The 7,251-nt window shown below is 61.3% G+C and carries 9 protein-coding genes; 3 read left to right on the top strand and 6 right to left on the bottom strand.

The window, feature by feature from the left end; translation table 11 throughout:
• Nucleotides 1-150: 150 nt before the first annotated feature.
• From Q0601_RS21760 to Q0601_RS21735, 6 genes are all read right to left on the bottom strand, one after another.
• Entirely contained in the window at nt 151-1,521 is a 1,371-nt protein-coding gene (locus Q0601_RS21760; protein ID WP_305292056.1) for a glutamate--cysteine ligase, read from the bottom strand.
• A gap of 15 nt (nt 1,522-1,536) precedes the next feature.
• The gene (locus Q0601_RS21755) at nt 1,537-2,097 is read right to left on the bottom strand and encodes a hypothetical protein (RefSeq protein WP_305292054.1); all 561 of its coding nucleotides are present in this window, start codon (nt 2,095-2,097) and stop codon (nt 1,537-1,539) included.
• Nucleotides 2,098-2,137: 40 nt separating this feature from the next.
• The gene (locus Q0601_RS21750; protein WP_305292052.1) at nt 2,138-2,572 is read right to left on the bottom strand and encodes a molybdenum cofactor biosynthesis protein MoaE; all 435 of its coding nucleotides are present in this window, start codon (nt 2,570-2,572) and stop codon (nt 2,138-2,140) included.
• A 3-nt stretch (nt 2,573-2,575) separates the two neighbouring features.
• On the bottom strand, nt 2,576-2,827 hold the full coding sequence (gene moaD, locus Q0601_RS21745) for a molybdopterin converting factor subunit 1 (RefSeq protein ID WP_305292051.1): 252 nt from the start codon (nt 2,825-2,827) through the stop codon (nt 2,576-2,578).
• Nucleotides 2,817-3,449 carry a CDP-diacylglycerol--glycerol-3-phosphate 3-phosphatidyltransferase gene (gene pgsA / locus Q0601_RS21740; RefSeq protein WP_305292050.1) on the bottom strand — a complete coding sequence of 211 codons (633 nt, stop codon included), beginning with the start codon at nt 3,447-3,449 and terminating at the stop codon, nt 2,817-2,819. Before pgsA ends, moaD begins: the two co-directional genes overlap by 11 nt.
• Nucleotides 3,450-3,563: 114 nt before the next feature.
• Nucleotides 3,564-3,950: a hypothetical protein gene (locus Q0601_RS21735; protein ID WP_305292049.1), complete on the bottom strand. Its 387-nt coding sequence runs from the start codon at nt 3,948-3,950 to the stop codon at nt 3,564-3,566.
• A 445-nt stretch (nt 3,951-4,395) separates the two neighbouring features.
• Here Q0601_RS21735 and Q0601_RS21730 point away from each other — a divergent pair, with 445 nt between their 5' ends.
• From Q0601_RS21730 to Q0601_RS21720, 3 genes are read left to right on the top strand one after another with little or no spacing between them, the layout of a single operon-like run.
• Nucleotides 4,396-5,541: a D-alanyl-D-alanine carboxypeptidase family protein gene (locus Q0601_RS21730; protein WP_305292048.1), complete on the top strand. Its 1,146-nt coding sequence runs from the start codon at nt 4,396-4,398 to the stop codon at nt 5,539-5,541.
• Nucleotides 5,541-6,137, top strand: a complete 597-nt coding sequence (gene tmk / locus Q0601_RS21725) for a dTMP kinase (RefSeq protein WP_305292047.1) — start codon at nt 5,541-5,543, stop codon at nt 6,135-6,137. The genes Q0601_RS21730 and tmk overlap by 1 nt, the downstream gene beginning before the upstream one ends.
• Entirely contained in the window at nt 6,134-7,246 is a 1,113-nt protein-coding gene (locus Q0601_RS21720; protein WP_305292046.1) for a DNA polymerase III subunit delta', read from the top strand. Before tmk ends, Q0601_RS21720 begins: the two co-directional genes overlap by 4 nt.
• The last annotated feature ends 5 nt before the right edge of the window (nt 7,247-7,251 follow it).

The following is a 7,251-nucleotide window of genomic DNA, read 5'->3' as shown; positions in this document are numbered from 1 at the left end:
CACCTACCCTATTCTCCCCCTCGCCCGCCGCCCCCCGTCCCAAAACACCCCCCCCCCCCCCCCCCCCCCCCCGCGGGTTATAAAAAAAAAAAAAACGGCGGGGGGGGGGGGGGGGCCCCCCCCCCCCCCCCCTTACGCGGATAATTTGCGTTAATAGGAATATTCCGCATAGATATGCGACAGATCGCCCTGCCAGTCACCATGATAGCGTTCCAGCAATTCATCGGCCGGAACCTTGCCCGTATCGACGCTTTCCCGAAGTGCATTCAGGAAATGCGTTTCATCCGGGACCAGCCCGCCGGCACCGGCCCGCGCGCGGCGTTTCAGCCCCTGCTCTGCAATCGCCAGCACCTCACGCGCAAGATCGTGAATCCGGAGGTTTCCGACAACTCCGGCAAGCGCATCCTTGCCCGCCGCATGCCGTAAGCCTTCACGGGTCCCGTCATCCCATCCCCTGACCAGATCCCAAGCTGCATCAAGCGCCTGCTGATCATAGATCAACCCGACCCAGAAGGCCGGCAATGCGCAAAGCCTGCGCCACGGCCCGCCATCCGCGCCGCGCATCTCGATGAATTTCTTCACGCGGGCTTCGGGGAAAACCGTGGTCAGGTGATCGGCCCAATCCGACAGCGTCGGGATCTCGCCCGGAAGCGCAGGCAGGCGGCCATTCAGAAAATCGCGGAAGCTCTGGCCAAGCGCATCGATATATTTGCCGTCGCGATAGACGAAATACATCGGCACATCCAGAACGTAATCGACCCAGGCTTCATAGCCGAAACCATCCTTGAAAACGAAAGGCAGCATCCCTGTCCGCGCATCGTCGAGATTCTGCCAGATATGCGCACGCCAGCTTTTCATGCCGTTGGGCTTGCCATCGAGAAAGGGAGAATTGGCGAAAAGCGCATTCGCGACCGGTTGCAGCGACAGCGCGACGCGCAGTTTCTGCACCATGTCCGCTTCCGAGCCGAAATCGAGATTCACCTGCACCGTGCAGGTCCGGTACATCATTTGCGTACCCAAAGTACCTACGCGTCCCATGTAATCGGTCATCAGCCGGTAACGCCCCTTGGGCATCATCGGCATCTGGTCTTGCGACCAGATCGGGGCGGCTCCCAGCCCGATGAACCCGGCACCGATGGAATCGGCAACCGTCTTCACCTCGGCCAGATGCTGATTCACCTCGTCGCAGGTCTGGTGAATCGTTTCCAGCGGCGCGCCCGACAGTTCAAGCTGTCCGCCCGGTTCAAGGCTGATATTAGCGCCGTTCCGTTCCAGCCCGATGATATTGTCCTGCTCGAAAATCGGCTGCCAGCCGAAACGCTCTTGCAACCCGGTCAACATGCTCTTGATCGAGCAGTCGCCCTCATAGGGCAATGGCAGCTTCTTGTCTTTGCAGTAACCGAATTTCTCGTGCTCTGTGCCGATTCGCCATGCGTCACGGGGTTTCTCACCCGAGGCGATATAGTTGACCAGTTGATCGCGGTGCTCGATCGGGCCACCGCCCTGCTGTGGAATGGACATGGCGATGAGGCCCTTTCAAGATTGATCCGTGTCACAGGTGGCAACAGGACCCGGCCGAGTCAACCCGCCACGACCGGGCCTCGTCCAAACGGTGCGCATGGCGTCCCGCTGTTCCCCCAGATGCGCCAATGCGGCAGAGAGCAGCCCCATATCCAATCCGGGCAATGCGGTGAAGGCGTGCGCCAGCGCTTCGGCACCCGCCGCATCGACCGGAACCAGCAGCGCCTCGTTCAAATCGGAACGCAACCGCCAATAGCCGCGCCCATTCAGACGCAGCAGCCGGATTTCCGTCAGATCCCGCAGGGCAATTTCGCCCCCCGGAACCGTAACGTCATAGTAGCGGACAGTTCCCTCATCGATCTCGACCACGCCAGGTGCCGCGATCCTGCGGCGGAAGGGCATTCTTTGCCATGCGCCGATCAGCAGCGCCGCCCCAACCAGAATGATCATCCCCCCAAGCAGGGCAAGAAACCAGCCGCCACGAAACGCCAGCCACAGACCGGCCAGGGATATGCCCCCCGCGACCAGCGGCTCGGACCAGCGCGAAAGAAATTTGCGCAATTCCGGACGGATCACTGGTGACAATCCCGGACAGGTATCTGGGCAAAGACGAAAATCACCAGCGTTTCAGCGAGGTTTCGTCGCTGTCCCTTGCATCGACCCATGTCCCGCCGCCATCAGCGGAAAGCTCGCGTTTCCAGAAGGGCGCGCGGGATTTCAGCCAGTCCATCAGATAATCCGCCGAGTCGAATGCCGCGCGGCGGTGGCGGGCGGCGGTAGCGACCATCATGATCTGCTCGCCCACCGCCAAACGGCCATGGCGATGAAGGATCCGCCAATCGGTCAGCTTGAACCGGCTGGCGGCCTGCTGGCCGTAATCGTTCAGGATCCGTTCGGTCATGCCGGGATAATGCTCGATCTCAAGACCTGTCATCTGCCCCGTATCATCACGCACCACGCCCGAAAAGGTAACGACCGCGCCAGCGCCCTTTCCGAAGCCGCGCAGTTCGGCGGCAAGATCGAAAGGCGCGGTCTGGACGTGGGCGGACATGGCTCAGCCTCCGGTCATGGGGGGGAAGAAAGCGACTTCGCGAACCTCGTTCAGCGATGTATCCAGCTCGGCGAGTTGCTGATCCACGGCGCAGCGCACCGCCGACATGTCAGAGAATGCGGCAGCGTGCCATTCATCCTTCGCGGCCAGTTCGGCCACAAGATCGCGAACCGTGGCGGCATCGGTCTCGATCCGCTCGCGGGGCTGGCCGATACGTTCGCGCAGCCATGCGAAATACAGGACATCAAGCGTCATCTTTCGGCTCCCGCAGATAAGGTCGCGCCTTGGTGAAATATTCCCAGCCGGTCCATCCGGTAAGGATCGCTGCCAGCCAGATCAGCACAAGGCCAAGCTGCGTTGCCAGGTCTGACCAACTATCGGACCAGGGCAGATGCCCTTCACCCACCAGCGGCGGACGGCCATGTTCCACGTAAGCCAGCCCGGTACCCAGGAACAGCACCGCGATCGCGACCATCTGACAGGTCGTTTTCCATTTCGCCAGCCTGGTGACTTTCAACAGCCGGGCATTCGCGCCCAGAAACTCGCGCAGGCCCGAAACGAATACTTCGCGGAACAGGATCACCGTCACCGGCAGAATCAGCCAGGGGTTCATGCCCGAATAGCCGGTGATCACGACGATGGCGATCACCACCATCGCCTTGTCGGCGATCGGGTCCATGGCGGCACCAAAGCGGCTTTCCTGCTGCCAGGCGCGCGCCAGATAACCGTCGAACCAGTCAGTTATCGCCGCGACCAGAAACAGCGCAAGCGCCGCCCAATCCGCCCAGGGGCGGTGGAAATACAGGAACATCAGCGGCACGGCAGGTGCCGCGATCAGCCGCAAGAGAGTGAGGATATTCGGAACGGTCCAGCGCATGGCGGCAAGCTAATCCCTGCGGCGGCGGTTGGAAAGAGGCAGCGCCCCTTCCCTGACGGTAAAATGACAACTCGATGGCTGGCGCAGGACCGAAGGTTATATCTGCCAAGAAATTCAGAACCCGCGGTTCCGCTCCTCGGGGTAAAGTTTGTAATCGCGATTATTGATGGTCAGTTCGATAGCCTTGATCCGGTTTTCGCTGAAATGATGCGTCTGCCGCCCGGTAACCGAAACCGGATCGCCAATGATGGCCGAGGCATCCTCCAGTCCGGCCTCGCGATTACGGCTACGATCACCCAGTTCGATGGTCCAGTTCACGCCATTGCTGGCCCGGACCTGCAATGTGGGATCGCTGCCGGATATGTTGATATCGGTGATGACAGCGTCCAGTCTGGTCAGTTCTTCCTCGAATTCGGCCCAGGGGTTGCCGGACATGACGTCATCCGGCGCGAAAAGGCGCGTCGGATATCTATTGATGCCAAAGCACGAAAAATGGGGCATGGCAGCCTCCTCAAAGTATGGGTGAGCAGATGTTTACCATAACGCGAATCTTTCCCGCGGAAGTGGTAAATTTTTACCTTCTGCCCCACATAGACGATATTACGGGTCGAGATTAACGTTTTCGTGAACAAAAGCAGGGGGACAGAGCGGTCAGCAAAAAATCGCTCATGAAGATTCCCGGCGCTCGGACAGGCGTGGCGCCCGGTTACCTGCTGCGACCGAATGACGCGCCCTCTGCAATCTCGAAGCTGGGTGGTATCACCGATTCCAAAGGAGGTAATTCGGTGAAAGGTCATAATCGCCCGGAGGGGATTCGTATCGAACGGGATCGCTTCATATCGTCGCGATAAAAATCCGTTCAAATCAGGGCGCGAATAGCGCAGCCGCGTTGCGGCATGATCGCCCATATAGTAACCATCGATACGTAACTGGCAAAGGACATCCCATGCGCGCATTCCTGCTGAAGCTAATTGCCCTGCTGGCTTTGTCCGCTCCGGCTCAGGCATTCGATACGAATGCCCAAACGGCGTGGGTTTACGACATGGCGACCGGCACGGTGTTGATGGAAAAGAATGCCGACCAGCCGATTCCCCCGGCATCGATGTCCAAGCTGATGACGACCTATATGCTGTTCGAGGCGATCCACGAAGGGCGGGTGCAACCGGATACCCGCCTGCCGGTTTCGACAAAGGCGCGACAGATGGGCGGTTCGACCATGTTCCTCAACGAGCAGGACCGGCCGACCGTCGATGAGCTTATCAAGGGAATCATCGTTCTGTCCGGCAATGATGCCTGCGTGGTCGTCGCCGAAGGACTGGCAGGCACTGAAGAGGCATTTTCCCGGCAGATGACCGAAAAGGGCAAGGAACTGGGGCTGACCAATTCCGTCTTCGCCAACTCCTCGGGCTGGCCCGATCCGCGACATCGCATGACCGCCCATGATCTGGGCATTCTGGCGATGCATCTGATCAGCGATTTCCCCGAGCTTTATAAGAATTTCGCCCTGACCGAATTCCCGTTCGACAATCGCGCGCCGGCGAATCGGTTCAATCGTAACCCGCTATTGAAGCTGGGCATCGGGGCGGATGGCCTGAAAACCGGCCACACCCAGGAGGCCGGTTACGGGCTGGTCGGGTCGGCTGTTCAGGATGGTCGCAGGGTCATTTTCGTCATCACCGGACTGCAAAGCGATGCCGCCCGCGCCGAAGAGGCGGAACGGATCGTCAACTGGGCATTCCGCCAGTTCACGATGGAGACATTGGTTCCGGCGGGGGAAACCGTGATCGAGGCTCCGGTCTGGCTGGGTACCCTGCCCAAAGTAGGGTTGACGACGAAGGACGGGGCGAATGTGCTGGTTCCGGCAGGTGCTCAGGATCAGGTGAAGGTCGAAGCGGTATACAATTCCCCCATTCCCGCGCCGATCGCCAAGGGTGATCAACTGGGGCAGCTTGTAGTGACGGTTCCGGGGGCCAAGAACGCGGTCACGCCTTTGCTTGCCGCGCAGGATGTGCCGGAAGCGGGTTTCATGGGCAGGATGAAAGGCGCGGTTCTGCGTTTGGGCTCCAAGGCCATCGACGCCGTGGGCGGCTGATGTTCATCAGCTTCGAGGGAATCGACGGCTGCGGGAAATCCTCTCAGGCGCAAATGCTGGCAGATGCGTTGCGGGCCGAGGGACGTGATGTCGTGCTGACCCGCGAACCCGGAGGCAGCGTCGGGGCCGAAGAAATCCGCAGGCTTCTGGTCGAGGGTGCAGGCGAGCGCTGGTCACCCGAGACTGAATGCCTGCTGTTCACCGCTGCCCGCCGCGATCACCTTGAACGCCGGATCCTTCCGGCGCTGAAACAAGGGCAAGTCGTCGTTACGGATCGTTTCGCGGATTCGACCCGGATTTATCAGGGCGTGGCGCGTGGTGACCTGCGCGAACTGGTTGACCGGCTGCATGATCTGATGATCATGACCGAACCGGACCGGACCTTCGTGATCGATATCGACCCGGCAACCGCTTTAGCCCGCGGCAAGGCACGTGGCGGAACCGAGGATCGCTTCGAAAGCCTTGGCCTCGATTTTCAGGAAAAGCTGGCGACGGGGTTCCGGGCATTGGCGCGGGAATATCCCAAACGGGTACGACTGATCGACGGCAGCGGCAATATCGCTGATGTCGCCGCCCGCGTCCGGGCCGCGTTATGAGTACGGATCCGCAGGATATCCCCGAACCCGACCGGGTTCCTGGCGCGCCGCATCCGCGCATGACCAACCGGATCGTCGGTCAGGATCACGCCATCGCCGATTTTATCGAGGCAGCCAAGGGAGGGCGGCTGCATCACGCATGGCTGCTGACCGGGCCGCGCGGCGTTGGCAAGGCCACGCTTGCCTGGGCGATTGCCCGCTGGCTGATCTCGGGTGCAGAAAGCGGCGATCTCAGCGTCGCGGAGGAAGATCCCGCCGCGCGCCGGATTCGCGCGCTGTCCGAGCCGGGGCTGCAACTGGTCCGCCGCCCCTGGGATGACAAGGCGGGCCGATTGCGGACCGAGATCACCGTGGACGAGATCCGGAAACTTCTGTCTTTCTTTCATCTGTCGTCCTCCGAAGGCGGCTGGCGCATTGCCATTGTCGACGCCGCCGACGAGATGAATACCGCTGCCGCCAATGCGTTGCTGAAAGTGCTGGAAGAGCCCCCTGCAAACGGGCTGATCCTGATGATCGCGCATCAACCCGCGCGGCTTCTGCCGACCATCCGATCACGTTGCCGGCTGCTGCGCCTGAACCCGCTGACGCCGGAGCTGATGACCGATGTGCTGGGCGGGTTGGACGTAAAGGAAGATGCCGAGGCGTTGGCAGCACTGTCCGATGGTTCCGTCGGCGAGGCGCTCAGGCTTTCCGGGCAGGACGGGCTCGCCCGCTATCAGCAGATTGTCGACCTGTTCGCCACCCTGCCCCGGCTGGACCGGCTGGCGGCGGCGAAACTGTCCGATCAGGCGGCGGGGCGAGCCAATGCCAATGGCGATCCCTTCGATCTGACGACTACTCTGCTGGATCGCTTCCTGACCCGGACCGCCCGCACCGGGCTGATGGGCGCGCCGCTTCCGCAGGCGGCAAATGGCGAAGGCGCTCTGCTGACACGGATTTCGCCCGATGATCTCGCAGCGCGGGACTGGGCCGATGCGCAGGCAAGGCTGTCGGCACGTGCCCGCGCGGGACGGGCGGTCAACCTTGACCCTGCCGCTCTGGTGATGGATATGCTGACGGAACTGGCGCATCTGCCGCCTGCGCAATCCGCACGCCCAGCCAAGAGTTGACCTGC

The sequence above is a fragment of the Paracoccus wurundjeri genome (assembly GCF_030678915.1).
Classification (GTDB): domain Bacteria; phylum Pseudomonadota; class Alphaproteobacteria; order Rhodobacterales; family Rhodobacteraceae; genus Paracoccus; species Paracoccus onubensis_A.
Note: the sequence above shows the minus strand (reverse complement) of the source record. Positions and strands in the feature narration are given on the sequence as shown.